This is a genomic window from Megasphaera paucivorans (assembly GCF_900103535.1).
Lineage (GTDB): Bacteria > Bacillota > Negativicutes > Veillonellales > Megasphaeraceae > Megasphaera_A > Megasphaera_A paucivorans.
Genome location: NZ_FNHQ01000009.1, coordinates 33,802 through 59,523, shown reverse-complemented (window position 1 = coordinate 59,523; position 25,722 = coordinate 33,802). Strand labels below are relative to the sequence as shown.

Genomic DNA, 25,722 nt, shown 5'->3' with positions numbered 1-25,722 from the left:
GCATGAGTATCAGTGTTGAAAAAATGATTGACCGCAAAGAAATTATGACTGGCCGCGTCCTTCATGTAACCGTGGACACGGTCCGGATCAACGACAGTGATATTACCTCTACGCGGGAAGCGGTCTGGCATCATGGTGCCAGCGCTATCCTGCCGCTTACCGATGATGGCAGGATCATCCTTGTTCGACAGTATCGGTATGCGGCTTCGCAGCCGATGCTTGAAGTTCCGGCCGGGAAAATCGAGATGGATGGTGAAAATCCTGATATTTGTGCGTCCCGTGAATTGGAAGAAGAGGCCGGCGTCACATGCGATGAACTGATTTCTTTGGGGTTTGTATATACATCACCGGGGTTTTGTGATGAAAAGATTTATTTATATCTGGCAAGGCAATTAAAGCAAAGCAAACAGCATCTCGATGAGGATGAGTTTGTAAATCTGGAACGGTATACGCCAAAAGAAATGGAACAGCTTATTCTTGACGGCGGCATTATTGATGCTAAAACGATTGCTTGTTTTGCAAAAGCTCGGCCCTATCTGCGGGGAGTATGATTTCCAGGAGGCGATTCTGATGAACTTCAAACGGATGATTGTTATTGTTATGGACAGTGTGGGAGCAGGCCATGCTCCGGATGCGGCAGCTTTCGGCGACGAAGGAGCGAATACGTTGGAACATATCGATGCAGCCGTAGAAGGAATGCATATACCGAATCTACTTCGCCTGGGTCTGGGAAATATAGTGAAATTACAGCAACATACGGATCATGTGGTCGGTTCTTACGGTGTAATGAGGGAAATCTCTGCCGGTAAGGATACGACCAGTGGTCATTGGGAAATGATGGGGAATCCGGTCGAAAGACCATTCCCCGTTTTTTATCATGCATTTCCTGCGGAGTTGCTGCAGACTTTTACGGAAAAGACCGGACATTCTTATATCGGGAATGAAATAGCGTCAGGAACAGAAATTATTGAACGACTGGGACCGGAACATTTTCGTACCAAGGCCCCCATCGTGTATACATCAGCGGATAGTGTATTCCAAATAGCGGCACACACAGATGTCATACCGCTGGAGGAACTCTACCGTATTTGTGAAATTACTCGCAGGCAGGTGTGTGTAGGTCCGTATGAATGCGGACGAATTATTGCACGGCCTTTTATTGGCGTTCAGGGAAATTTTATTCGGACGGGAGACCGCCGCGATTACAGTCGTATGCCTGAACGAAAAATGGTGTTTTCTTATGCCTCCGAAGCGGGCCTTATGGCCGTTGGTATTGGGAAAATCGGTGATATTTATGCCCATATAGGACTTACGGAATCGTATCATACGGCTGACAACAAGGAAGGAATGCAGATTTTGAGTCAACAGCTGCAAAGACACCATAGGGATGCAGGAATCATTATGGTAAACTTGGTTGATTTTGACAGTATGTACGGACATCGACGCAATCCGGCAGGCTACGGGCGGTGTATTGAGGAATTTGACCAAGCATTAGGTGCTTTGCTGCCGCAGTTAAATGAGGAAGATGTCGTATTGATTACAGCAGATCATGGAAATGATCCTACGTGGACGGGAACGGACCATACAAGAGAACAAGTTCCGCTGCTCGTATACAGCCCGGCATTACAGCAGACGGCAGACCTGGGAGTACGTACTACGTATGCGGATTTGGGACAAACGATCATGGAAAATTTCAAATTGCAAAAATTAACCTTCGGGACAAGTTTCCTGCAGCACCTGAAATAATTGTTTCATAGTGAGGTGAATACGGTGTGGCCTATTGATTGTATTGAACATAAACGAGATGGATTAGTACTGACAGCATCAGAAATTGATCGCTTTATTCATGACTATACACAGGGAAAAATCACAGATTATCAAGCAGCAGCGTGGCTGATGGCGGTATATCTCAACGGAATGACAGCCGAAGAAACGACAGAACTTACGAAGGCGATGTCTCATTCCGGGGATGTCGTGGATTTGTCCTCTGTTTCCGGAATCAAAGTAGATAAACATAGTACCGGAGGCATTGCGGATACGACAACCCTTATTGTGGCACCTTTGGTTGCGGCAGCAGGTGTACCCGTAGCTAAAATGAGCGGGCGCGGCTTGGGCTTTACGGGAGGTACGATCGATAAACTGGAATCGATTCCCGGATTTCGCACGGAACTGACACAAACAGAGTTTCTGGAGCAAGTTCGACGGATCGGTATTTCCGTTATCGGCCAATCTGCAAAAATAGCACCGGCTGATAAACTTTTGTATGCATTGCGTGACGCAACAGGAACTGTTGCAAGTATTCCCCTTATTGCCAGTTCCATAATGAGCAAAAAAATAGCATCCGGAGCAGATGCTATCGTTCTGGATGTCAAATATGGTGATGGCGCATTCATGAAGACCTGTGAAGAAGCACGGAAACTGGCTCATACGATGGTACAGATAGGAAAACTGGCACACCGGCCTACGACCGCGGTTATTACCTCGATGGAAGCTCCTCTGGGAACTGCTATCGGCAACAGTCTTGAAGTAGATGAAGCAGTAGAAGCCTTGTCAGGACATGGCGGCAAGCGGCTCATGACAGTCGTGGAAGCGATTGGGACGCAGATGCTCGTCATGGGACAAAAAGCAAAAACAGAAGCAGAAGGACGTAAACGTATACAGCAGTTGGTAGCCTCCGGCGCCGGGCTTGCAAAATTTAAGCAGTTTGTAGGAGCACAGCACGGAAGCGTATCCTGGATCGGGAAGCGTCCACTGACAAAAGCGCCGAAGGTATTTACGGCAGTCTCCACGGAAAGCGGATATATTACGGCGATTCATGGCCGGGCACTGGGTGCTGTCGCGATGACCATGGGAGCCGGCCGTGCCCGCAAGGAGGACACCGTGGATCCCGTAGTAGGTATCCGGTTGTTCAAAGAAGTATATGATGAAATACACGCCGGAGAAGTCTTGTTTACCTTGTACGGCAATGCACGCGCCGATATGCAGACGCTGGCACAGCAATGTGCGGACCAGATTATTGTAGAAGCAACACCTTGCAGGGATCAGAAACCCGTTGTAAGTGAAATAATTACAGAGTAATGAGGATATATGTATGAAAATGAATCGTCAAGTTCCCGTAGAAAAAGGGAAAACCTATACAATAGAAATAAAAAGCCTTGGCTCTAATGGCGAAGGCATTGGAAGATATGAAGATTTTACAGTTTTTGTTCCGTTTGCTCTGCCGAAGGAAACGGTGGAAGCACGAATCGAATTTGTAAAAAAGCAATATGCCACAGGAACGCTGCTCAAAATTCTTGAACCAGCTAAGGACCGCGTTAAACCGTTATGTCCTGTCTATAATCGCTGCGGGGGCTGTCAGCTCCAGCATCTGAGCTATTCGGCAGAACTGATGGAAAAACAGCAGCAGGTCAAGGATGCATTGGAACGGATCGGGCACCTGAAGAATTTAACGGTGCTGCCGACGTTGGGGGGCGGCAGATCCATGGGCCTATCGCAATAAAATGCAATTTCCAGTATCCTCCAAAGCAAAAGGAAAGTTAGATATAGGCTGTTTTGCTGCTTCGACACATCGTGTTATCAATGTGGAAAATTGTGCCATACAAAAAGAACAAAACAATCAAATTGTCGCAGTAGTGCGGGAATGGATGAAACAATATAAAATTCCTGCCTATAATGAAGATAAAGAAACGGGTATTGTCCGTCATATTATGGGCCGCGTTGGCGTACATACGGGAGAAGTCATGGTATGCCTCGTGACAGCAGGCGATATGGTACCGCATATGAAGGAATTGGTACGCATGCTGAAAACGGCCATCCCAGGACTTGCCAGTGTCGTACAAAATATTAATAAACGTCATACGAATGTTATATTGGGCGAAAAAACAAAGAAAATTTATGGCAGTGAAACGATTCATGATTCCATTGGAACCCTGAAATTCAACATTTCTGCGCAGTCTTTCTTCCAGGTGAACAGTGAACAAGCACAAAAGCTATATGAAACAGCCTTGGAATTTGCCAACCTCTCAGGAAATGAAACCGTAGCTGATGTCTACTGTGGTACTGGTACGATCACCCTGTTTTTAGCCCAACGGGCAAAACAAGTATATGGGATAGAAATCGTAGCCCCGGCGATTCACGACGCCATAAAAAATGCCAGGGAAAATAAAATACACAATGCCGAATTCATTCTGGGGGATGCCGCCTATAAACTGCCGGAACTCATTGGAAGCGGCATCCATCCCGATGTCATTATTCTTGACCCGCCGAGAGCAGGCTGTGAAGAAAAAGTATTAGCAGCCATTGCAAGAGTAAAACCTAAACGAGTCGTCTATGTATCCTGTAATCCGGCAACCCTCGCACGAGATCTGGAATACCTGACGCAACACGGCTACACCGCAGTAAAAGCTCAACCCGTAGACCTGTTTAGTAGAACGCACCACGTCGAGTGTGTAGCGTTGATACAACGCCATACTATGTAGAAATCCTTAATTTCCGGTACTTTTACCGCCATTGCATCTTTGTAAAAAAAGATGGTTTTGAGCGCAAAAAAGTAGTTAAGGACTACATCAATGTCTCGGTAGTTATCAACCTAGTATGAGTAGACACAAGAAATTGCTTATTTCGTCAGTCAAGAGAATTTGATTCTACAATAAAATAATGAGTTTATTATTAGACGTTCAATATTCGTATTGGGCGTCTTTTTTATTTGCAAAAGGGAGGAAAAGAAATGTTGAGACAAGGCATGATTGAACGATTTAAAAAGGCTGCTCCAATCATCAGAGCGTTGGTTGATGATTTAGCATGGATTCAGAACGAATTCAATCCAGAAAAGGCAACAGAAGAAGAGAGAACCTATGTAAAGCATTTATTGGGGCTAGGTAGTAATGCATTCGATGAAAGTGACTGGCGTTTAAAGCGCATGTATGCGGCCATAAGCAGAACAGGGCGCTTAGTCCGAAATTCAGCCGGTAGGTTCGAAATGGAAGGCACAGACATTGAATTCACGTGTGGTAGTAGTTGTGAAGTTTATGCACCGTATTTCTCAGATGAAGAAGAATGGATGACCTGGCTTCCAACGTCTATCGAATATAGTGGCGACTATTATTTTACGGCACGTCCCGATATGAAGCTGGGTGGGACTTTGGTAAGGATCAAAGGAAGATGAAGTTGGGGTATGAAAAAAGCACTATCAGCGGCTAACTGATAGTGCTCCAGTGAAAATTTGCTGTAAACAAATTTCGTTTCTTAAGATTCATTATAGCAGATTTTCGCTTGATTTGTATAGAAAAGTTAAGCGAAAGGACTTGAAAATTTATGAAAACATTTTCGTTCATCAACAAAAAAGGCGGCGTTGGCAAAACAACGATTACCGTTAATATGGCGTATGCCATAGCAGAAAGCTGCGATTTAAGAGTATTGGTCATAGATAATGACGATCAGGGGAATGATTCACAGTTCTTTGATGCAGATCCAGAAAAATCATTAGCAGATATCTTGCTAGGTAAGGCAGAGATTCAGGATGTTATCCAGCCTACGCGCTATTCGAACATTGACATTGTTGCCAGCGGTGCTGCTTTACTAGATGCCAATGTGGCCGTCATAAAAGATGAGGAGATTGTGCAACAGACTATTTTAAAAGAATCATTGGAAAAGGTTGCTGCAAATTATGATGTATGTCTTATCGATAATCCTCCGACAATTAATGCCTCCGTTATCAATGCTTTGGTAGCCAGTGATGAAGTCATTATTGTGACAACACCGGATATTTATGGCATTCGCGGCGTTGCGCAGATGGCCGACTATATAGAAGCAATTAAAGAATATAATCCTGCCCTGCGGTTTCGTGGTTGCCTTCTCAATAAATTTTCTTCTACCCCGCATGGGTTCCGTTGCATTGAGCTATTAGGAAGTCAGTTTCCCTTATTTCGCACCAGAATTCGTTACACAAAAGATAAGCTGGAAGCATCGGCAGAAGAAAAAAAATCTATTTTTGAGTATTCGCCTAATTGTGGCTTTGCGCGGGATCTTGTACAGTTTTTCAAAGAACTTTTAGCGGGGGAATAAAATCATGAAAAAACAGTCAGCAAGCTTAATTGCCAAGCTTTTAAATAAAAATTCTCAGCCAGGACAGAGCAGCGGTAAGGAACTTAACACTACGGAAGAAATCATCATGCGAGACGTTCATGAATTGGTGCCGAATCCTAAAAATGAAAAGTATAGTTTGGATAATATTGAAGAACTGGCGATGATGATCCAGCTTACTCATAATATAGAGCCCATTATTTTAAAGACGATGGAGGATGGCCGATTTATGATTACCAGCGGCCATCGCCGCCGCTTGGCACAGCTGTATCGCTTGGAACAGGGACTGATAGATGATCCGATGGTTCCGACCATTACACGGGAAATCATCAATGATTTTGAGGATGCCATAACAGATGATGAAATGGAAACGTTGAATATCGTGTTTCCGAATAAAGGGCAGCGCAGAAATCTGACACCTTCGCAGGAAGCGGATGAAATTGCATTGATTAAACCCATTATCAAGAAACTTTATGATTATCAGAAAGCGGCTGGAAATATTGATGGTAAGTTTAGGCCTTATTTTGCCAATATCCTTGGCATTTCGGAGACTTCCTTGCAGCGTAAAGAAGCGATTCGGAAGGTTTCAGAGGAAGTTAAGGTGGAGATTGATTCAGGAAATATTACAGCCACGGCTGCAGCAGAACTCGCAAGCATGGATAAAGAAGAACAAAATTTAGTAATTGAGGCAATTAAGGATCGGGGCGAAGAAGTTACGGTACAGGCGGTAAAAGAGGAAAAGAAAAAAATCGTTGTGCCTAAAAATGACACTATTCCTGTTGTAAAAGAGAGCCCGACAGAATGTGAATTAGAGGATGAGGGGCAGACAAAACTGTTCGATCAAACGCGAAAAAATAATACAGATAAAAATATAAGCAATGACGGTGTTAATTCTACTGATGAGGTTGTACCACCTGTGCAAAAGCAAGAAGCGACAGATAAAGATACTGCTGCGAAAATGTGGTTTCAGAAAGAAATCGTTGAAAAATTAAAAGACGCCGAGCAACGGTTTTCCGTAGAAACTGCTGATAAAACAGAAGAAGAGTGTCAGGAGTGGCAGGCACGTATCAAGGTTATAAAAGATGTTTTGGCTTATTTAGATGAATCTCATTGCCCGGAACGATGCAAAGAATGTTGTGATGATTGTGATCGGCCCTGTGAGCATTCGAAAAACTTTCAAGTCGCAAATACCATGAAAAATTAATGATCTGCAGTTGGGAGAGCGAAGAAAATGAGTAAATTATTGATCAATGAGGTTCCTTTGATGTGCCTGCCCAGCCTTGCAGTAAAAATCGGCTTGAATGAAGCGCTTTTTATACAGCAACTGCATTATTGGGTGGACCGCAGTAAAAATATTATCGATGGTCGGCAATGGGTGTATAACACCATGGCGGACTGGTCAAAGCAATTTCCGTTTTGGTCACAGAAGACTTTATCGCGGACGATTTCCAACTTAGAGAAGCAAAAATTGGTTATTTCTGGCAACTACAATCAAAAAGGCTATGATCGCACAAAGTGGTACACGATTGATTATCTTGCGTTGGAAGGGCTAGAAAAGGAGGAGCCGGAAACGAAAAATCATGAAGAATCAGAGCCAGATGTATCAGGAGAAAATGATGCTGCCGTTAGTGACCAGTCCATAGGGACAAAATGTCCACATGAAGAAAATCAAGGGTTCGCAGGTACTATGGGCGATGCTGCTGTTAGTGACCAGTCCATAGGGACAAAATGTCCACATGAGGAAAATCAAGGGCTCGCGGATACTGTGGGAGATGCTTCCGTTGGTGACCAATCCATAGAGACAAATTGTCCTTATGAGGAAATTCAAGGCTTGTCGGGTCCTTTGGCGGAGAATGCCCAAAATGACCGTTTCATAGGGACAAGTTGTCCAAATCCATCCGGTCATTTTGTCCCTATGGAATCGAACAATCTGTCCTCACCAATACCAGAGAATAACAACAGAGAATTCTCAGAAAAAACAACAACAAACAGGAATGAGGAAACTGTTGTTGGAGATATGGTTAACATAAAAAATTCACTGGATCGCTTACTTTTTGTAATGCCAAGTTATGGTATTACGCTTGCTACTGCAAAGAAATTTATTGCTGAATACGGTCTTGAGGCAGTTGAACAGCAATGGGAACTTTTGAAAAAGGCATTGCAAAAGGGGAAGATAAATAATCCTGCAGGTTGGCTGCATATGGCGTTGCGGGAAGGATATGTTGATGCTCCAGCTGCGTTTAAACAGCTTCAGGAGGAAAAGAAAGCTGCTATGCGAGAAAAAATGGCGGAGATAGAACGGCAACAAATAGCTGCTCTGGAACGAGAAGCAGAAGAGGAAGCCAATCAATTTGAAATTCCTGAAAATAGTCCATTTCACGCTTTTCTTGCAAAATATAAAAAAGAGCAGGATGAAAAGAGTCCGGTGTGAATGTCTGGAATTTAAGGTGTCCATTATGGACACCTTGACTGACTGTAGGCAAATTTAATCTTGGGGTAGGTGGGGCCAGCATTGTCGTATAAAAACGACCGATTTTGCCCCTGCTTCTTAGGATACGTCGATTCGTTTGGGGGTCCATAATGGACACCCGATTCGGCTTGTAATAATTTTTTATGGGGAAAATCAATGTGCTGGTCAAGGATGTGGATTGAATGAGGGTGGAGTTTATTGAAAATGGGAGAAGAATTATATCGACCAATCGAGGCGTATTCAAGGATAACGAACTTATTTGGTATGATAATGCCTATGTTTTGAGTTTGAAATTTGATGAGGAAAAGGTCGAAATTGTAATAAAAAAGATACCAAAAGCAGGAGGTGAAGTGCGATGAAGGCGGAAAAATCGATGGAAGATTACGGAATGGAGCTAAATGAACAAGTGTTGACCGAGGAAGAGCAAGCAGAATTGGCGCAAGAATCCGATGAGGAAAACGCAAAACGTTAGGGGATGAGGATATGGCGTTACCAGAGCATGTGCAAGAGCAGCGGAATGCTCTTGTGGAAAAAGTAATAAAAGATATTGAGGCAGGAAAGCCATTCTTTTGGGATTCTGAACACTTTGGCAAACCAGCGCATAATATGGCCCTTGGTTCATCCTATCGAGGGCTCAATCGCATGCGCCTGATGATCGCAGCAGAGGACAAAGGTTATACAGATAGTCGCTGGTGCACGTATAAACAGGCGCAGGATAAAGGCTGGCAGGTCAAAAAAGGCGAAAAAGGGACACATATTGAATTTTGGTCGAAATCGGTCACGGTCAAAGAAGTAAATCAAGAAACCGGTGAAGAAGAGAAGAAATTGAAAGATTTAGATTGTCCCATAGTTAAATACTATACGGTATTTAATGCACAGCAAATGGAAGGGGTTCCTCCGGAATATTCTGTGACCATTGATGAGAATGAGAAGAATAAATACATGGAAAATATGCTAAAAAACAGTGAGGCAAAAATTTTATTTGACCAGAACAATCGGAATTTTTATAGTCCTACGACAGATGAAATCCATGTATTGCCGCGAGAAAAATTTAAGACACTGGATGGCTTTCATGCGACTTGTGCGCATGAAATCGCTCATAGTACAGGACATTCTACCCGGATGAACCGTGACATGTTCAATTTTGAAAAAAGTGAATATGCCAAAGAGGAATTACGGGCAGAGCTTGCTTCTACGTTTTTGCAGCAGCAATATGGGATTAAATTTGATGAAAAGCATTATGAGAATCATGCCGCATATCTACAGTCTTGGGCAAAGGTTTTAAAAGATGATCCCAATGAATTATATAGGGCAGCTTCTAAGGCACAAGAAATGGCCGATTACATTGAGAAGAACATGCTTTTGAAAGGCATTGAACAAGTAGCATCAAAAGCGGTGGAAAATGGCAAGGAAGTACTGCTTAGTAAAGAGGTCAAGAAATCGACAAAGGTATCGCCGTTTCAGGAGATTGCGGATCGGGCAATGGAGAAGAAAAAACGGCAGCAACGGAAACAAAAATTGCAAGTTTCGATAAAGGATAAATCAAAACAGGCAGAATTGGCACGATGATTAGGGGGTCCATAATGGACACCTTTTGGACTTGAAGGGAGAAAATTGTTATGGAAAAGGATTTGTGGCAGATGATTGATGAAGCTGATGCGCAGAATTATGGTAATCTTGCTACTCACCTAAAACAGGATATGGAAAAAAGCGTACAGGCTACGGTGGATAAATCCCCGGAACCCGTGCGCCGTGATATTGGTAAGGCCTCTGATACTTTGTATGAAAAGATGGATCAGTTTTCGCAGGCAGAACAGGAATATGCACCATCGCCGGAAACTTGGCTAGAATATGAGCCGAAACATGAGGTTATTAAGGAAAATCTCCAGAATTTACAGATCGTACAGGAGAAAACAAGCTCTGAGCAGGATATTATGACTGCCTCGGATAAAACAGTAGATTCCTTTCAGCAAGCCAGTATTTTTCTGCAAACGGAATATGAAAAACTCGTGGAGCGTGAGCGGCAAGTGCAGCGGGAAATGGAGCAAATCAAGCATATTATTGAGCGGATGCAGGAACAGACAAAAGGTAGTTCGCCAGAGAATCTGCGAGATTTAATGGCAAAAGGCAAAACGTTTATTTCTGATACAGAAAACCTTCGTGAAAGTATTCATTGGCAAAAGCCGGTTATCGCGGCTGCTCTGTGGAAAGAGGCACGTGAACAGGTAAAGCAGGTTTATACTGGTATTCAGGAAATGCCAGACAAAATAAAAACGGCAGTTCGGGATAAAGCCTATAGCATGATGGATCAGGCGATTCAAAAGACTTCATCCATTTTTGACAAGGGAATCCAATATCTTCAGTCGAAGAAAGAAGAAGTTTTAAATCTTTCACCATTAGAAAAGAGACGGCAGGCTGTAGAAAAGGAGCAGCAGGAAAAATTGCAGACCGCAGAACAACAGCAGTCGGCTGTTCAACGCATAAATGAGCCAGAGAAAGGAAGAACCGTGGCATCCGTCCAAGATAAGGTTTCTGATAATGAAAGTAATATTAAAAAGCCAAGGAAAGTACTTCTCCGTATTGAATCAAAGGGGAATGTGCGTAGTCAGGAACATGAACGGGAACGATCTTTGTGATGGATAGATATTTCAAATAAATGCAGAAAGAAGATCTGCCGCATATGACAGATCTTTTTATTTGCTTCAAAACTTTGGATTAAAACCTGAATCTGAGTTTTAAAAAGGTTAACCCATAACAAGCTGGCACTGCAGGTGTGGTTTAGTAATATTTTCTAAAAAATATTACTCGGCTGTTTTACCTTTGAAGGGGAAACTGTATATTTTGGTGATAGGGTATAATTTTCACCTATAAGTCTATTTTCATCGCAATGGTGAAAATAGACTTATAGGTGAAATTGTCTTGCAAAAAACAATTTCACTTGATATAATTATTTCACCGGAATGGTGAAAGGCGTGATTTGGATGAAAAATGAAATAAATAGATTAGATGGTATGCAAATTGAATTCTTAATTCAGGAAGAATTGCTCAGAGTGCTAGAGTGTGTACCTATTTTAAACGATGTACAAGTATTTACTAGCCAACATCAAGCTTATGATATTCAGGCTATTGCTAATGTTAATGACGTTAGAAGCTTAAGGATAATATGCGAAGTAAAAAGCAATGGAGAGCCTAAATATATTAGGAAGGCCGCAGCGCAATTACTTTCATTAAAGGAGCAAATGCAAGTAAATAATGAAGATGAAAAGCCTTATTATTTACTTGCAGCTCCCTATATTTCTCCAGCATCTAGTAAGATATGCGAGGAGTTTGGGATGGGCTTCATTGATCTATCTGGAAATTGTCTGATAATATATGATGGGATATATATTCGTGTAGAAGGAAAACCCAATAAATATAGAGAGAGTAAAGGGAAAAATACGTCAATTTTTGAAAGGCGAGCTGTAAAGTCGAGTGTAATTTTAAGACAGTTACTCCAGACGCCTAATAGAAGGTGGAAAATGAAGGAATTGTCAGATTATTCCAAGTCAAGTATTGGACAGGTTGCTAATATTAAAAGATATTTGGAAGAAAAAGAATATATAGCAAGCGATGAAGATGGTTTTTTTGTTGCTAAACCTAAAGAGATAATTACTGAGTGGGCACAAATTTATAATTCGAAACCTAATATGACTTATGAATACTATACTAAATACTCTGTTCAAGAATTTGAACAAAAGCTCATTCAGTTGAAAGAAAAGACGGGGATAGAGTATGCAGTTACAGGATTTTCTGGAGCGGTGAGATATTCTCCTACGGTCAGATATAATAAAGTTCATGTGTATATACCTTATCAGGATTTACAAGAAGCAGTTTTGTCATTGGATTGCAAGCAGGTCACTAGCGGTTCAAATGTTTCAATAATTGTGCCTTATGACCCATGTACAATGTTGAATGTGCGTAATATAAATCAACTTATAGTGGCATCACCAATTCAAGTTTGTTTGGATTTATTGGCCTTAAAAGGACGTGGGGAAGAAGCTGCAAATGCAATTATGGAGAGGGAGTTCTAAATTTGATTAAAGACGAAGATTTGCATTCACAAACTGATTATTCTGGTGGGCAAAGAGAGGCTGCACATAGGGTTCTTATTGAAATAATGAATATATTAAATGCCTATAAGGACGATATATTAGTTGTCGGTGGTTGGGTACCTGATTTATATTTTCCAGGGGAAGATCATATCGGAAGTATTGATGTAGATATACTTTTAAATCATTTAAATCTTGAAGAGGCTGCGTATTTTACAATCGAAAAGATTCTGATAGATAATGGCTATCGGAAAGATAAAGAAAAGTATTTTACTTTTGTTAAAAGTGTTGTAGTGGATGAGATTAAATATGACGTTGATTTAGATATTTTGGCGGGAAAGTACGGAGGTACTTCAGAACGAAAGCAGAGTCAACATATTCAAGGCCTTAAAGCACTAAAAGCTACTGGGGGTAATTTTGCGTTTGAAATACCTGCAGTAGAAATAACAATTGAAGCAAGGAGACCTGATGGGGCATTTGATACTGGACGAATAAAAGTTGTATCTATAGTTCCTTTTTTAGCTATGAAAGCTGCAGCGCTGGGACGGGGGAAAGCTAAGGATGCGTATGATATTTATTTTTGCATCAAACATTTTCCAGGCGGTGTCGAGGAATTGGTGAAAGACTTTTTACCATATAAAGATCATGGTTTAGTTAAAGAGATGATTAGGAAGCTCAAAGAAAAGTTCGCAACACCTAATCATGCAGGGCCTAAAGATGTTGCTGATTTTCAAGAGTTGGTTGATATGGAAGAAATAGAGATTGTTAAACGAGATGCATTTGAACAAATTGGCGAATTATTAGATCGATTGTTGTAAGATGTAATTGGTAAAAACTAAAAAGTCTATGATTTTTTGAAAGTTATAGGTTATAAACTCCATCCCTGATACATTTTTTCTTCAGCAATTTTTGTTTTGTCTTTAACTTCAGATTCATTATTCCAATGGGCGTCCAAATGGATGTCCTTTTCTTTTGAAATAAGCTTTTCAGCGAGTGAAGCAACATGAGATGAAATTGCCTGCTTCTGATCATTGCGGGCAGTCTGTAAAATAGGATGAGAATGCCTTACTAAATTATTTTGTAAAGTTGCATTTTGCTGCCGTGATTCATGAAGAGTATAGAGTCGGATAATTTCAGGTGTAGCATCATTTTTGATCGGAATAGAAGCACTATGGATTTTCCACTTATTGTTGTTGTTCGTCATCACCTGAATTTCATATTTTGGAACGGTGCCACGGCTTATATTATCACCAAGCTTTACGGCTGTCACTGTACAGCGATTATCTATGCTCTTATCTATATTTTCTTGAGCCCGAAGTTGTGCTAAAAGGGCATAAGAATCACCATTATAAACCAAGATTTTGAGCTTAGAAATAGGCTGGATACCGTCAATTTTACACTTGCGGTTTAGTGTTGCCGGGAGCCTATCGGTGAAAAGTACCATGTCCATGTTCTCCGTGCTTAGTTTTTTCGCAGCATCAGCATATCTATCGGTCTGTTTTTTCAAAGAAAGATATTCGGCATAAAGCCGGTTGTTCTGAAGCTGTTTTTCAGCATTTTCATGCTGTAACGTTTTAAAAATATCATTAATTTTTTCTTTGGCGTCGCCATCAATAGCGCGGCGATAAGCATTGAGTTGTTTACCAAGAACATTGCGTTCCTCGGTAAGCAGCTTTATTTTTTTGCTGCATTCGGCCAGTTCATGCGTTTTATCAGGAATGCCATAAAGGGAAGTAGCCAGCTCTTTTGTACGTTGCAATTCCTTAGCCGTTTTTGCATAGGCTTTGCGTGTTTTATCGTACTGATGATTCAAGGCCTTATCCTGTGTAGCAAGTCGCAATTGTTGATCGTTAAGAATATGTGGTTTCAAGGCTTTATAGGCAGCTAATTTATCATCAGCTAGTGTTTGGTAATTAGAGGCTTTTTCTTTGAGATAAGAATATACATCGCCAATGGTTATAATGAGCGGTTCTTCCATGATTTCTGCTGCTTCAATCTTTGCTATTTCTATATCCTGAGCCTTTTGCAGACGTAGGCGTTCTTGCTGTATTTGTCGGGCAACTTGGCGGAGCAAAGCATCATTGGCAAAAATTAAGACGTTTTGCTCTTTGGAAGAAAGAGCAGATATGTCTGTTTCTTCACTAGTTTCAGGGAAATCTGATTCGTGATCGATTTGCTCAATTTGATTCATAATTTTTTGCATCACAACTGGATTTCGGTAAGCACTGCCAAGGTGTGGGGCAGGAGTTCGGTTGAGAAGTTCTGCCTCCTCATTTCTTCCAGATAAAACCAGTTCTTCACGTTGGGTCTGTAAGGTCTTTTCACTGATAGAAGTGGAAAGGCCTTTTTCTTGAAACTTTTCATTAACCATTTCAGCCCAGCGTTTACGTAAATGAAGCGTCATTTCTTTGGTAATGAATTCTCTAGATGAGCGATAACCCTGCGTTGGTTCACCAGAGCGATTGACCGCATAATGATTGAAGAATTTGTCAGGTGGAAGTGGCCGGTCGCGTTCAATAATTTTTTCATTGAACATCAGATGGCAGTGAATGTTTCGATGCTCCTTGTCAAAGGTGGCAGTTTTATCATGGATGGCATAGGAATAGGCATGGCGATCCTTGATGCCGGTTTCTTTTAAAAGTTGCTCAATAATTTCCATGTTTTCAGCAAGGGTAAATTCTTCTTGCAGGGCAAATCGAAATTCCCGATAAGCGCGGCCATCAGGCTTGTCACGGTGGGCTTCTGCTTCTTCCCAAAACATCCCCGGATGATCGGCCCAGCTCGGCATATTCCCATAAGAAGTAAAAGCTAAATCTTCCTCGCGATTATCCATATGAGCATATTCGCTTTCGCGGAAGATATAGTCGTAATGGGTTTTGGTATTTAGTTTGGTGCCGTTTTTTCGCGTGCCATGAGGTGTATTTTCAAAATAGTAATGGGCCATAGTTCTTTCCTTTGGCAGCTCCGAATCTTTCAGGGCTGCTTTTTCTTTTTAAAATTTGTAAAAATTTTTCGGTTCGTTTTTCCGCAGGAAAACAAAGCACGGCAAAGCCGTCTGCCGGAGGCAGCAATCCGGTCCAGCTGGAGGGTGGCGCTACAAAGCTCGTTAGAGTTTTGTGTAAATGCGCATTATGGGTTTTAGCTCTCGCCGTTGATTCATTTTTCTACTTATATTATATGGTTTTTATTTGTGAATGTAAAATATATTTTATTTGAATTTAGGTTAAATTGTTACTACAAATGCTTTATTTACGACTATTTTGCACAAATATTATTATTTACTTTTTATTAAAATAATGATAATATTTCACCGTAAAGGAGGTGGAATATATGGAACCGCAAACTAAATTTTTCCCAAAAGGAGAACCAACAGAGGTATTTGACCGAAAAGCTGCAGGAACATTTCAGAGTGACTTATATAATTTGGCCTTAGATAAAGATGTGGCGAAAAAAAGGAACTTGCTGTATCTCGTGCTTTTGATCATCTGTGTGCTTTCCATTATTTTCATTGCGACAACAGCAAATTATAAGACGTATGTCGTTCGCGTGGACAATGCCACGGGGCAGGTAGAAACTGGCGGTCAATTAAAGGCAACCAACTATAAACCACAGGAGGCCGAAATCAAAACCTTTTTGGCGCAATTCATTGCTGACACAAGAACGATTCCGCTCGATCCGGTCCAATATAAAAACAATTGGAATCGCTCCCGGCATTTTATGACGCAGGAAGCGGCACAGAAAATAAATGCAATCGTATCAAAAGATAATCCGGTGGGGCTCCTTGGTCGCATGACGGTGCAGCCGCAGATCCGTTCGATTCAATTGCAGCCGGGATCAAATTCAACATATCAAGTTCGCTGGGTAGAAGAAGAATACGCCATTAGCGGCAATATAACGGGAAAAAAAGTCAGCTATGTCGCACTCTTTTCTGTTGCTATTGAACCGCAGAGCAAAGAAGAAGAATTACTCATTAATCCGTTGGGCCTGAAAATTAAGGATTTAGCCATAAGTAAAGAAAATGAAAGCAAGGAGTGATCGCTTTGAACCATCGTAAAATTTTTATCGCGGTAGCTGTAGCGGTTTCGATGTATTCATCCAGCCTGATTGCCCTTGCTGAGCAAAAAGCCTTTTACACAACAGAAGATGCCTATGTTTCTGCATCTAAACTGATGTATGACTATAACGAGGGCAGTGTGTATCAAGTATATGTACAGCTTGGACACGTGACGGATATTTCTTTGCATCCGAATGAAAAGTTAGTGGGGGTCTTAGCCGGAGATACAGAGCGCTGGAACATTGAGACGGCTAGTGTAGATAGTACCGTTCATGTTTATGTAAAACCAAAGTTTGCGGATATTGGCACAAATTTTATCATCAATACGGATAAGCGTTCTTATCGTTTAGCGGTATCATCAGCGGATACATATAATCCCGTCATTTCATGGGACTATCCAGAAGAAATGTATCGAAAACTGGCAAATGCGGAAGTTTATCAAAATCGCGAAGAAAAAGAATTTCTAGATATTTTCACAGAAAAAGTTGATGGGCGTTATGTAGCTAAAACAATGAACTATTCCTATGAAACCAAGGGCAGCAAAAAAGCGGATGCAGCTTTATTTCCACGCAAGGTTTTTGATGATGGAACACGGACCTATATTCGGATGCCAAAGTCCAATAAGTATGATCTGCCGGTCCTTTACAATATCGAAAGCACCGACAAAGAGAAACTGACCCTCGTAAATTACCGGATTCATGGGGCCTATTTCATTGCAGATCGTGTGTTTACGCATGCCAGACTGTATTATTCGGCCAATGTTTATGTAGATATTTATCCGAAAAAAGAAGAATCTAGTCTGCCAAAAATTTCAGCGGGTGGTGATGCACAGTGATTTTTGACAAGGTGAAAGGCCTGTTTCATAAAAAGCGGGATGAAGATTTTGAAGAAGAGGAAACTGAAACACTTGATGAAAAGGCAGAAAAAGAGATAGGGGAGAGTGGTGAAATAGATTTTTCGGATGACGATGATCCGGAAAGTCGGGCGAAAACCTTAAAGAAAAAAGCCATTATGGTCACGGGTGGAGCCGTCCTTCTTTGTGCGATCACGGCAGCTGCCAGCAATACGTTTTTCGGGACAAAAGAGAAAGCGGATAAACCGCTTTCTAGTCAAAGTGTTGCAACTGCCGCAACACCGGCAGAGCAGCTTCCAGATAAGTATTCAGAGATCGGTAAGTATCAGAAAAATAAAGGGAATGACCTGAATAGCAATGGGGGACAAGGTGGGCAGGTGACAAATTCACCAAATAGAGCGCAGAATTCATATCAACCAGCCAGTACAGCAACCAGTCGACCAGCCGCAGTAACATATGTTCCAACAACGCCTGTAGCAGCATCCTCGAATAGTAGTTACCGGGACAATGCAGCAGCGGAAGAGGAAAAAGCAGCAAAAGTACAACCGGCTATTAATAGCAGTGCATTGGCTTTCAAAATTGCAGCAGCTGTTTCGCAAGGGCAAACGCCAGAAGTTACACCAATTTCTACAGCAGTGGCAGGTACATCAAAAATACAAGCGATACCAACTGCGTACTCCTTTTCCGATGATGAACCGCAAGACACAGGAAGTTATGTTTTAAATGCCGGGGCAGTGATTCAGGCAACGCTTCTCACGGGTGTAACAAGTGATGTCCCAAATGGTGATGTTGTAGCGCAGGTTCGGCAAAATATTTACGACAGCCTTACTGGAACGCATTTATTGATTCCTCAGGGCAGTCGGATTATTGGGACAACGGGTGTTGCTGGCGGTCTTGGTAATCAGAGAATTAGTGTGGTTTTTAAACGTATTATTTTACCTAATGGTGCATCACTTACGCTTCCCAATCAACAGGCAATTGACGGTACCGGTTATCCGGGTTTGATGGATAAATACAATGAGCATCGAGGTAAGTTGTATCAAACTGCCTTTTTCAGTACACTCCTTAGCGCAGCAGCGCAAAGTTTAACAGGAAATACCTCCGGCAGTGATAGTCGAAGTCCTGGGCAAGAAGCTGTTTCCGGAGCGGTTGCATCTATCCTTCAAACAGGGCAAAAGCTGATGGATAAGGATGCCAATGTGAATCCGACAATTGAGATTGAACCGGGTTTTCAGTTTAGTGTTTTCGTCAATCAGGATTTAGCGATAGGAGCATACCGTGATTAGGGTATTTTTCTTTTTCATGCCAGCCTTTGCTGGTTTGTGGACAGCGACACAAAAACTGGCTGCACTGGTGCAGTATGATCCTCTACTCGGAACGCCATTTCAAATGAATGGGCAGTTTTACTATTATCCATGGAAATATTTCAGCTGGTTTCAACATTTCCATTCCTATATACCAGATTTATTCAAACAAACCTATGTATATATTTATGGGGGATTTCTTGTCGGGCTTCTATTCTTATTTGTTTTGCAGCCACCGCGACGCTTAGATTCTCATGGCAGTGCGTATTGGGGGGAGTACAAGGATATTTTAGGCATGGATCTGATTTCAGCTAGTGGCGTAGTCGTAGGGCTCTATGATAATGCACTTACGCGAAAGTTTACGGACCTTCTTCGTTCGGTAGAAAAAATTAAGCAGGAGAAAGTTTCTTTTGCTGAGATGGATTTTGATAAGCGATTAGATAAAAAGATGGATCGCATAAGCAATCAATTGGTTATCGTGCAGAGTGAATTGGAAGAAATACCGGGAGATGCAACTGTATCGAGGCAGCAGCTAGAAAAACGGCTGCGGGGCTTGCAACATAAGATCGAGCATCCACCGAAATATGAGCCACAAAAATATGACTTTTATACGGTATATCCTTGGGTATGCCTATACAAAAAACTGCTGCAGTTCTATATTTCCTGTCCGCATTTTTACCTGCGGGATAATTCCAATAAACACTTGGCGGTCATCGCGCCAACACGTTCTGGTAAGGGCGTAGGGCTGATTATTCCGACACTCCTTGGCGGTTGGAGGTCAAGTGTCATCGTCAATGACATTAAAAGTGAAAACTGGGGTGTTACAGCAGGGTATCGAAAGCGAATGGGGCATACGGTTATCAAGTTTGAACCAACAGCCCTGGACGGAAGCTCTGCCCGGTGGAATCCATTAGAGGAAATTCCGATTGGAACGGCAGCTGAAGTTCCGGCAGCACAGAACTTGGCGTATATCTTGGCAAATTACGAAGGAAAAGCAAGTCTTGATCATTGGGGAGCCAATGCTGCAACAGTGATCACAGTTGTTATTTTGCACTTGATGTATGCGCATTATGGTGATCCAGAGCATTATCCGCATGTGCCGAACCTTTATACGGTGGCCGCTTTTATGAAAGCGAATATCGTTCCAGAATTTGATCAAGACGGCAATCCGGTCATGGAAAATTTGGACGGGCAGTTGGTACAAAAAGTAAATGCAAAGGGATTTTTAGATACACTGAAAGCGCTGCAGACCTTTGATCATGTTCCGGATGAAGGCATTGAGCTGGTGGAGTGGGATAAAGGTAGTGAATCGTATGTGAAACGGCATTTTACGCCAGAAGATATGAAGGATCTTTATCCAGATGCAATGTCATTGGACTACATGCCAAACGTCCATCCAATCATTTACCAGAACTTTGTGGAGATCCTGTCAAAACCAGATAATGAGTGCGGCAGCATTGTTTCCACAGCAAATACAGCACTGAAGGAATATCTTGATCCGACACTTGCAAAGAACACATCGGTCAGCGATTTCTGTATCGATGACCTTATGAATTACAAAAATCCAGTATCCCTTTACTTGGTAACGCCACCTTCTGATCTTTTGAGGCTGGCCCCAATTTTCCGCTTGTTTTTTGAAATGATGGTAAAGCATCATGCCAAGAAAATCGGTACCTATGAAAACGGACAAGCCAAAACCTTGTATAAGCATAAATGCCTCTTTTTGATGGATGAATTCTCATCCTTGGGAAATTTGCAGTCCTTTGCCGCAACGCTTTCCTATATTGCCGGTTATGGTATGAAGGTATTTTTGATCAATCAGGGATTGCCACAGATTAACGGGATTTACGGGAAAGACAATCAGATTTTGATGAACTGTCATTTGCAGATTTTTTATGCACCAAATGATAACGATACCGGAAAATATACGGAGTCACTTCTTGGCAATAAAACTATTACCGTGGAAAGTGTTTCAAGTAGCGGCTGGTTTTCGAATAAGAATTATTCAAAGTCAGAAACGGCCAGAGCGCTTATGACGGCAGATGAAATTAAGCGTCTTGGGGATCGGGAAATCATTGTGGCAAGTGGTAGTCCGCCGGTGCTGACGGATAAGGTCAAGTATTATGAAAATGGTTTTTTCTTAAAAAAACTAGTAGCTGCTCCCGTAGCTAGTGATCTCATTAGGGATAATCCATATCCAGAGCGAGATCGTTTATTGGCAGCTACAGCCGAAGAAAAACGCCAAAAGGAAAAAGCCAAGGACTTTTCTTATGAATATCAAGAGCCATGAGCAGGAAGGAAGTGAAACATGGCAGGAACAAAAACCCTTCATCGTTTAGAGAAAAAGTTCAGTTTTCTGCAGCAAAAGCAAGAGCAGACGATGGCAAAAATTCGGCAGGAGATGAAGCGGACAAAAAAGGAGATTGAGGCACAGCGGCTGGATTTTATTGCACAGACCATCAAAAAAACAGGTTTTCCAGTAGATAAGACTGTTCTTTTGATTGGCGCTGTTTTAGATGCCAAAGACAAAATTGAAGGAACGGAAAGTACCTCTGCCATTAATCGCTATATTGAACTCTATAATGATTTTGCGACAAAGCATGGGATTCAAGAGTTTGAGGAAACCGAAGAAGAAAACACAGAGGTTATAGATGAACAGAATACGGAAGTGAATAGTTATGGTGGAGAATAAAAATCTAGATGTCATGCTAGGCGCTGCTGTGGTAGATCTGATGAAGCGGCCTGACATTACGGAAATTTATAACAATGACGATGGTTTTATTCGCTATCAGTCAAATGAGGAGGGAAAAGTAAAATCCAATATATTTTTGGAACCGGAAAAGATTCAGGCCATTATTGAACTAGTTGCCGGTCAGGTCGGCAAAATTGTCAATGAAGACATTCCCTCGATTTCTGCAGAAATTGCAGGTTATGGAGCAAGATTTCAAGGCGAAATTCCGCCAATTGTGCGCAACCCGCAGATGAATATCCGGAAAAAGGCCCTGAAAATCTTTTATCTGGAGGACTATGTTGTAAATAACGTGCTGTGCCAGAGTTATAAAAATTATATTGAAAAAGCCATCACCGGAAGAAAGAATATCTTAATTGTCGGTGGTACAGGAACCGGAAAGACAACCTTTCTTAATGCCATCTTAGCAGCCATTGCTCAAATATCCCCGTATCATCGGATTATTAGTCTGGAAGATTTACCAGAACTGCAATGCCCTGCAGACGATTATAGTCCGATGTTTACTAAACAAGATACCGGACAAGGCGGGATCAAATATAACATGACGCGCCTTTTAGCCGATTGCATGCGCCGCTCCCCAGACCGGATTGTTGTCGGAGAGGTTCGCGATGGTGCGGCCTATACCATGCTCAAAGCTTGGAATACGGGCCATGAAGGCGGTGTTTGTACTGTACATGCCAATGGTGCCGAAGAAGGGCTGACGCGCATTAAGTCATTAGCGCAGGAAGATTCGGATGCGGCAGGAGACATAAAAGAGCTCATTGGGGAAGCCATTGATGTAGTAATCTTCATTTCGCATGTGGAACTTGGTGACGGCAAGAAAAGCCGGGTAGTCCATGACATCATTGAAGTTAAGGCGTATGACAGTTTGAAAGATCAATATATTTTGCATCATGTAGAGAAGAATTGAGGAGGCGATTTCCTATGAATCTAAAGAAAAATCGTTTGTTTGAAAAAATCAGGAACAAAACATTGGAAAAGTCTATAGCTGCTACGTTATTTTTGAGCAGCCTATCCACCAAGGCCTTTGCCAGTACGGTCAGTGGTGATCGTGTCGAAGGTATTACTTGGCCTTGGATGAAATTTTTTAATTCGCTAGCGGATCAATTGACAGGACCTTTGCCGATGACTTTGGGAGCCATGGGAATTGCCGGAGCTGCTATAGCGCTTTTTTCTGGTCATGCCGGAGGCGGAACCCAGAAGTTTATTGTGCTTATTTTAGCAGTTTCTATTTGCCTGTTTGCACCAAACTTTATGACCTATCTGCAGACTTCGGCAGGTGGGCTTACTATTGCAGGAGTTACGCCATGAGTCAAAAAGAAGAATTGCCGGAAGGGTATGAAATTCCGATTCATCGCTCCTTGGTAAAGCCATTGTACTGGATGGGGGTACCCCGGAACTTGTTTATCGCAGAAATCTTGTTTGCTGTATTAGGCGGGATCTTCATGAAAACATGGACCGTACTTTTTGTGGCAGTAGCAGCCCATTATTTATTCCGCCATTTGGGGCAGCAGGACCCGCAGTTCCATCAGGTGTTTTGGCAGGGAAAAGGTCATAAATCTTATTATTATCGCTAAAGGAGGTGAAGCGTGTTGTTGTCATTTTTAAAGAAAAAAATCACAGCAAAATTTTCACAACAAGTCGGTGTTTTTCATGAAAAAGCACGGCTTCCCTATCTTTTGCCGTGGGCTTTTGTGGATGAGAAAACAGGAATCGTTCATGGAAAAGATCATTCCATGATGGCCGTTTATGAGTTTCGCGGACCAGATATGGACAGCTCTACACCGCTAGAGCTCATGCAGTATAACGCTGCTGTTAATAACGTTATCAAAACTCTGCCAACAGGCTATGTCCTATATTTTGAGGCCCAGCGTCATCTTGCCAGTAAGTATAATGCGGCAAAGATCGATATTCCCATTGTGCAAAAAATGGAGGATGAAAGAGCCGGTTATTATGCCGGTCAGAAGCACTTTGAAACCAGTTATTACTTCATCGTTTACTGTGAACCACCGCAACTTTTAAAGTCACGTATTACAGATGCGTTTATTGCCGATGCCAAAAACAAAGGACAGAATAAGGCCGATATGCGGGTGTATTGCGAAACCGTTGAAAAGTTTATCAGCAACGTAAATCTCATTGGAAATATGCTGCAGAATTGGTTCCCGGATATTAAGCCGCTCGATGCATCAGGAGCACTCAGCTATTTGCACTCTAATATTTCAGATAAACGGTTCCCGGTGAAAGTAAATCATGATAAATACATCACAGATTACATTTGTGATACGGATGTGCTTGGTGGCAGAGAAATGAAGCTTGGGGAAAAACACATTAAGCTTGTTAGCATCTTAGATTTTCCACCAATGTCTACACCGGGTGTTTTTGATGTATTCAACAACATGGACATTGAATATCGCTGGGTATCTCGCTATATTTGCTTATCCAAAATGGATGCTATGGAAGAACTGAAGAACTTCTTAATGCGCTGGAATCAGCAGATTAAGAGCTTTTGGACGCAGGTTCGGGAGGCGGTTTTAAAGGAAAAGCTCAATGATGCCATTGATGAAACAGCAGTTATGAATAAAGACGATGTCAGTGTTGCCATGCAGGAACTGGGGCAAGATGCTGTAAGTTACGGCTATTACACCATGACAATGATGGTTTCTGATACTAACAAAGATCGTTGTACAGATAAAGCAAACAGAATACTAGAAGCTGTAAATTCTCTAGGCTATTGCGGATATATCGAAACGGATAATAGCATGGAAGCATGGTGGGGCTCGATTCCGGGCTGCTACCGGGCGAATATCCGCCGTCCCATCGTCAACAGCTTAAATTTTTGTCACCTTGCCCCGGTCACATCGATATGGCCTGGAGACAGAAGGAATGAATACTTAAAGGGGCCTGTGCTGCTCTATACGGATACGAATGGATTTACACCGTTTCGGTTATCTCTTCACGTAGGCGATGTAGGGCACACGCTAATTTGTGGACCTTCCGGCAGCGGAAAGTCTGTACTGCTGAATACCTTGGAAGCGCATTTTTTGAAATATCCAGAGAGCAATGTCTTCATCTTTGATAAAGCAGCCTCCAGCCGAGCGCTGACCTTGGCCGTTGGTGGTAATTTCTATAACATTGCTGCTGAAAGCGAAGGAGAGTTATCTTTTCAGCCATTGGCACGAATCGATGATGAACAGGAAATCAAATGGGCGAAAGAGTGGATCTTGACGTATTTAAAGCAAAAAAATATAGAGATTACTCCGGCCAAAGACAATTTTGTGTGGAAAGCACTCCGCTCATTAAAAGAATTTCCAGAAGAACAGCGTTCCATCTCTACCTTTTGCGAAATGGTACAAGATCAGGAAATTCGGCAGGCATTACTTCCTCTTACTATGAAAGGAAGCTACGGTAAGCTTTTTGATAATACCAAGGATGTTTCTGGCAAAGGGCGTTGGCAGGTGTATGAAATGGAAACGCTCATGAGCACACCTGCCATAGTGCCAGCAACGCTGGATTATTTGTTTCACCGAATTGAAGCCCAGCTAAAAGAGGCAGTCGGGCCATCCATGATTCTGTTGGATGAAAGTTGGTTGTTTTTTGACAATGAAGCTTTTAAACAAAAGCTTCGGGAGTATTTCAAGGATATGCGGAAAAAGAATACCTCAATCATTTTTGCAACACAAAATCTTTCGGATTTAGCCAATAAGCCAGAGCTTTTAAATACAGTTATGGATAACTGCCCGAATAGGATTTATCTGGCAAATAAGAATGCCAGAACTGCGCAAAACAGGGAACTCTATAAGGTTTTTGACTGCAACGACAAGCAGATCGATATCATTGCCAGCATGACACCAAAGCAAGATTATTACTATTCCTCAGAAAAAGGAAATCGTATTTTTCGACTGGCGTTGCAGCCTGCAGAAATTCCGTTTGTTACAGCCACCGCCAAGCAGGATCAGCAGGCCATGAATCGGATCTTAGCAGAGCATGGCCGGGAGAACTTTATCCAAAGATGGTTCGAATATAAAGGCTATGCAGAAGAATGGCGGGATTATCGGGATTGCTATTTGCAAAAGGCGTAAAAGGTGTCCATTATGGACACCATGCTGCAGAAAAAATACAGGGG

Annotated in this window: 22 protein-coding genes and 1 pseudogene; 22 read left to right on the top strand and 1 reads right to left on the bottom strand. The window is 42.1% G+C overall.

Annotation, left to right across the window (positions count from 1 at the left end):
• The first annotated feature begins 2 nt into the window (after positions 1-2).
• The 13 genes and pseudogenes from BLR11_RS05620 to BLR11_RS05565 all read left to right on the top strand — a co-directional run bounded on the left by BLR11_RS05620 (position 3) and on the right by BLR11_RS05565 (position 13,457).
• Positions 3-551, top strand: coding sequence for an NUDIX hydrolase (locus BLR11_RS05620; RefSeq protein WP_091649203.1), 549 nt, complete (start codon positions 3-5; stop codon positions 549-551).
• A 19-nt stretch (positions 552-570) separates the two neighbouring features.
• On the top strand, positions 571-1,746 hold the full coding sequence (locus BLR11_RS05615) for a phosphopentomutase (RefSeq protein WP_091649200.1): 1,176 nt from the start codon (positions 571-573) through the stop codon (positions 1,744-1,746).
• Between the two features lie 24 nt (positions 1,747-1,770).
• Positions 1,771-3,078 carry a thymidine phosphorylase gene (locus BLR11_RS05610; protein ID WP_091649197.1) on the top strand — a complete coding sequence of 436 codons (1,308 nt, stop codon included), beginning with the start codon at positions 1,771-1,773 and terminating at the stop codon, positions 3,076-3,078.
• Between the two features lie 13 nt (positions 3,079-3,091).
• Positions 3,092-4,478: pseudogene (rlmD, locus tag BLR11_RS05605) on the top strand (23S rRNA (uracil(1939)-C(5))-methyltransferase RlmD).
• A gap of 248 nt (positions 4,479-4,726) precedes the next feature.
• Positions 4,727-5,164, top strand: a complete 438-nt coding sequence (locus BLR11_RS05600; RefSeq protein ID WP_091649196.1) for a DUF5348 domain-containing protein — start codon at positions 4,727-4,729, stop codon at positions 5,162-5,164.
• Between the two features lie 149 nt (positions 5,165-5,313).
• Positions 5,314-6,063 carry a ParA family protein gene (locus BLR11_RS05595; protein ID WP_091649193.1) on the top strand — a complete coding sequence of 250 codons (750 nt, stop codon included), beginning with the start codon at positions 5,314-5,316 and terminating at the stop codon, positions 6,061-6,063.
• 4 nt (positions 6,064-6,067) lie between these two features.
• Positions 6,068-7,285 carry a ParB/RepB/Spo0J family partition protein gene (locus tag BLR11_RS05590; protein ID WP_091649191.1) on the top strand — a complete coding sequence of 406 codons (1,218 nt, stop codon included), beginning with the start codon at positions 6,068-6,070 and terminating at the stop codon, positions 7,283-7,285.
• A gap of 27 nt (positions 7,286-7,312) precedes the next feature.
• Positions 7,313-8,512, top strand: a complete 1,200-nt coding sequence (locus BLR11_RS05585) for a hypothetical protein (protein ID WP_091649188.1) — start codon at positions 7,313-7,315, stop codon at positions 8,510-8,512.
• 221 nt (positions 8,513-8,733) lie between these two features.
• Positions 8,734-8,910 (top strand): hypothetical protein, encoded by a 177-nt coding sequence (locus BLR11_RS14105; protein ID WP_165874499.1) that lies wholly within the window; start codon positions 8,734-8,736, stop codon positions 8,908-8,910.
• A gap of 124 nt (positions 8,911-9,034) precedes the next feature.
• On the top strand, positions 9,035-10,120 hold the full coding sequence (locus BLR11_RS05580) for an ArdC family protein (RefSeq protein ID WP_091649186.1): 1,086 nt from the start codon (positions 9,035-9,037) through the stop codon (positions 10,118-10,120).
• Positions 10,121-10,170: 50 nt separating this feature from the next.
• Positions 10,171-11,187 (top strand): hypothetical protein, encoded by a 1,017-nt coding sequence (locus tag BLR11_RS05575; RefSeq protein WP_091649184.1) that lies wholly within the window; start codon positions 10,171-10,173, stop codon positions 11,185-11,187.
• 345 nt (positions 11,188-11,532) lie between these two features.
• The gene (locus BLR11_RS05570) at positions 11,533-12,621 is read left to right on the top strand and encodes a type IV toxin-antitoxin system AbiEi family antitoxin (RefSeq protein ID WP_176762888.1); all 1,089 of its coding nucleotides are present in this window, start codon (positions 11,533-11,535) and stop codon (positions 12,619-12,621) included.
• Between the two features lie 2 nt (positions 12,622-12,623).
• Entirely contained in the window at positions 12,624-13,457 is an 834-nt protein-coding gene (locus BLR11_RS05565) for a nucleotidyl transferase AbiEii/AbiGii toxin family protein (RefSeq protein ID WP_091649179.1), read from the top strand.
• Positions 13,458-13,507: 50 nt separating this feature from the next.
• Here BLR11_RS05565 and BLR11_RS05560 read toward each other — a convergent pair whose 3' ends face one another.
• Positions 13,508-15,583, bottom strand: a complete 2,076-nt coding sequence (locus BLR11_RS05560; RefSeq protein WP_091649177.1) for a MobA/MobL family protein — start codon at positions 15,581-15,583, stop codon at positions 13,508-13,510.
• Between the two features lie 386 nt (positions 15,584-15,969).
• Here BLR11_RS05560 and BLR11_RS05550 point away from each other — a divergent pair, with 386 nt between their 5' ends.
• From BLR11_RS05550 to BLR11_RS05510, 9 genes are read left to right on the top strand one after another with little or no spacing between them, the layout of a single operon-like run.
• A complete protein-coding gene (locus BLR11_RS05550) occupies positions 15,970-16,674 on the top strand; it encodes a VirB8 family type IV secretion system protein (RefSeq protein ID WP_091649169.1) in 705 nt (234 codons plus the stop codon).
• A 5-nt stretch (positions 16,675-16,679) separates the two neighbouring features.
• Positions 16,680-17,528, top strand: coding sequence for a TrbG/VirB9 family P-type conjugative transfer protein (locus BLR11_RS05545; protein WP_091649166.1), 849 nt, complete (start codon positions 16,680-16,682; stop codon positions 17,526-17,528).
• A complete protein-coding gene (locus BLR11_RS05540; protein ID WP_091649161.1) occupies positions 17,525-18,832 on the top strand; it encodes a TraB/TrbI/VirB10 family type IV secretion system protein in 1,308 nt (435 codons plus the stop codon). Before BLR11_RS05545 ends, BLR11_RS05540 begins: the two co-directional genes overlap by 4 nt.
• Entirely contained in the window at positions 18,825-21,140 is a 2,316-nt protein-coding gene (locus BLR11_RS05535; protein WP_245675095.1) for a type IV secretory system conjugative DNA transfer family protein, read from the top strand. The genes BLR11_RS05540 and BLR11_RS05535 overlap by 8 nt, the downstream gene beginning before the upstream one ends.
• Before the next feature lie 18 nt (positions 21,141-21,158).
• The gene (locus BLR11_RS05530) at positions 21,159-21,542 is read left to right on the top strand and encodes a hypothetical protein (RefSeq protein WP_091649155.1); all 384 of its coding nucleotides are present in this window, start codon (positions 21,159-21,161) and stop codon (positions 21,540-21,542) included.
• Positions 21,529-22,509, top strand: coding sequence for an ATPase, T2SS/T4P/T4SS family (locus BLR11_RS05525; protein ID WP_091649152.1), 981 nt, complete (start codon positions 21,529-21,531; stop codon positions 22,507-22,509). Before BLR11_RS05530 ends, BLR11_RS05525 begins: the two co-directional genes overlap by 14 nt.
• A 14-nt stretch (positions 22,510-22,523) precedes the next feature.
• A complete protein-coding gene (locus BLR11_RS05520) occupies positions 22,524-22,910 on the top strand; it encodes a TrbC/VirB2 family protein (protein ID WP_091649150.1) in 387 nt (128 codons plus the stop codon).
• The gene (locus BLR11_RS05515) at positions 22,907-23,176 is read left to right on the top strand and encodes a VirB3 family type IV secretion system protein (RefSeq protein WP_091649147.1); all 270 of its coding nucleotides are present in this window, start codon (positions 22,907-22,909) and stop codon (positions 23,174-23,176) included. The genes BLR11_RS05520 and BLR11_RS05515 overlap by 4 nt, the downstream gene beginning before the upstream one ends.
• A 15-nt stretch (positions 23,177-23,191) precedes the next feature.
• On the top strand, positions 23,192-25,678 hold the full coding sequence (locus tag BLR11_RS05510; protein WP_218118735.1) for a VirB4 family type IV secretion/conjugal transfer ATPase: 2,487 nt from the start codon (positions 23,192-23,194) through the stop codon (positions 25,676-25,678).
• Positions 25,679-25,722 lie beyond the last annotated feature (44 nt).